General features: G+C 52.9%; 1 protein-coding gene. It reads left to right on the top strand.

The window, feature by feature from the left end; translation table 11 throughout:
• Positions 1 to 356: 356 nt before the first annotated feature.
• Positions 357 to 2570, top strand: a complete 2214-nt coding sequence (locus KDK15_RS03475; RefSeq protein ID WP_257293973.1) for a hypothetical protein — start codon at positions 357 to 359, stop codon at positions 2568 to 2570.
• Positions 2571 to 2650 lie beyond the last annotated feature (80 nt).

Consider the following 2650-nt stretch of genomic DNA (forward strand, 5'->3'; position numbering starts at 1 on the left):
ATCCTCAATTTTCTGCCATCCTCGCTACGGGCGCTATTCTCGGACAGCCTCCTAGCCAACATCCAGCTATCATTTCACCACTGTCTCTATACCAGACAACTGAATCAAGGCTCTCAAATGTAAGGCAAGCAAGGCAAAATGGCTGGGACAAGTGAACGAATGCCAGCTGTTGGACTAAAAAATCATGGATATAATTCAAATCATTATTGCTCATGCTATAAGCCTATCTATTATTTCCTTCTATTAAGCTTTTCTTTAACAAGCCATCTCAGGCGTTTCCCTCTGGGGAATTTTTTTTGCTCTGTTGGAAAGCAGATAAACCGCACAATAATCAATGCCATTATGAGGTAGTCATATTGATACAGCCACCGACCGTGCCCAGGGGCGGCACTGCCAGCGACTCACGATTTGCAACAACACTGACTACAGAGCCACAGGGACGATGGGGCCGTTCGAATGTATCCGGGGAGCCTGGGGTAGAACTGTTTTTACCGGACAATACCCGGGATGGAACCCTGATAAATGACAACAATGAAGACACAAAACAGGACTTATCGCTGCAGCATCGTAAAACGGCCAGCTCAGCACTGCTCGCTGGTCAGCTGCCTGGCACAGCGGTGGTGCTGGGGGTGCTGTCCGGTCTTGCCACTGCTGGCATGGCAGCACCAGCCAACCGTAACAGCGACCCGTGGATTGCGGTGGCGGATGCCGAAACCCTGGGTAAGATTGGCCATGATCCGAACTATCCACTCAATGGCAATTACCGGTTAGCTGTTGCGTATATTGATGGTGGCCAATTGCGCCAGCCCATTGGTAATGACACTCATCCATTTACTGGCATCATCCATGGCGAAAAAGGAACCACCATTGGTAATCTCAGAAATTGCCTGTTGAAAACCTTGGCCGATGAGGGCCGTGTGGATAGCCTGTACTTTACTGATGCCAATATAACGTCCACAGGCCCGGTCGGGGTGGTGGCCTGTAAAATTTCAGACCAAGCCACAGTCAGTAATATTTGTGCTGACAATGCCCGGATAGTGGCCTTGGGTAAAGATGCCCATGGGGGGATTGCCGGTGGGGATGTCAGTGGAACGGTCGCTAATACCATGGCAGTGAACTGCAATGTGACAGCCTCGGGCTCCAGATACGGCGCTAAAGCAGGCATTGTTGCGGGCAGGCTTATAGGAGGCAAGGTTGCCAACACCACAGCGGTGAACTGCACAGTGGCAGCCTCCAGCTGGGCTGGAGGGGTAGCAGGCATTGGCGCAGGGTACCTTGATGATAATGGCATAATTGCCAACACCACAGCAGTGAACTGTAAAGTGGTAACCCCCGATGGTGGATCGGCAGGCATTGCCGTGGGGAACCTCAATAGAGGAGCGCTTGCCAATACCACAGCAGTGAACTGTAAAGTGGCAACTCTCACGGGAGGGGCAGGCATTGGCGCAGGGTGGCTTGATCATCATACCGGCAGGGTTACCAACACCACGGCGGTGAATTGTCAGGTGGAAAACGCTGGTGCAGATATAACAGGATATATTGGCACTGGCTCGGCTGGCATTGGCGCGGGTACGGCTCGTGCCTTTGACACGGTTGCTGACACCACCGCGGTGAACTGCCAAGTGGTAACCTCCGGCGAGAATGGAGATGCAGGTATCGGCGTGGGCAGAGCTTCTTTTGGCGGCGCGGTTGCCGACACGACAGCGGTGAACTGTACAGTAGCAACCTCCGGTAAAGGTGGCAGGGCAGGCATCGGCGCAGGGCGGGTTCAATATGATCTGGTCACTGTTGCCAAGACCACAGCCGTGAACTGTAATGTGATATCCTCTGGTCATGGCGGAGGCGCAGGCATCGGCGCGGGCCTGGTCAGACACAGTACGGTATCTGAAACAATTGCCGACACCACCGCGTTGAATTGTACAGTGATAACCTCAGGCAAGGATGCAACGGCTGGTATCGGGGCGGGGGATGTTGATTCTGGTGGCACCATTGTCAGCACCACGGCGATAAACTGCCAGGTCGATAGCCTGGGTGAAAATTCAAAAGCTGCTGTCAGGGGTGGGCGTAACCCCGATATCTGTAATGTCCGTATTAATGGTCACCGGCAGAACAATACCAACCACGGTTGTCGTTCCAGACAGGATAACTTATGTGCAGGTATTGACCATCGACTGCTGACACCGAATTGCCGACCTGGCGATGATTTTGCGGCACTGATCAGAAATAATACCCGCCAATTCAGGTTATGCCCTGCTACCGCAACAATAATCCCACCCACCTCCAGCAAGAGTAGCCCATCGACGTCGGGCCTGAGTAACGCGGCCATAGCCGGTATTGCCTTGGGTGGAATGCTCTTTGTGCTGGTCGGAGTTGGTTTGTGCATCTACCGCTATTATTGCCACAGAGCATCGTCCAGGGCTGCGGGCAACCATTACGAGCCTCTGTCAGCCAAAGGCAGGGGGGACAGTCTTTCCGTGGATGGATCCGATAATTTACATCGACGCAGGAGAGTATTAGCCAATCCTGCACGGGGTAATACTGAACGGATGCCGTTAATCTCGCGGACGTAGGTTGGGACTGTTATTGTCTCTGCCGTAACCGCTCCTAAAAACTTGCTCAAACCTGCTCAAAGTTATCTAAACCTGAGCAT

It is taken from the genome of Endozoicomonas sp. YOMI1, assembly GCF_024606345.1.
Taxonomy (GTDB): Bacteria; Pseudomonadota; Gammaproteobacteria; order Pseudomonadales; family Endozoicomonadaceae; genus Endozoicomonas.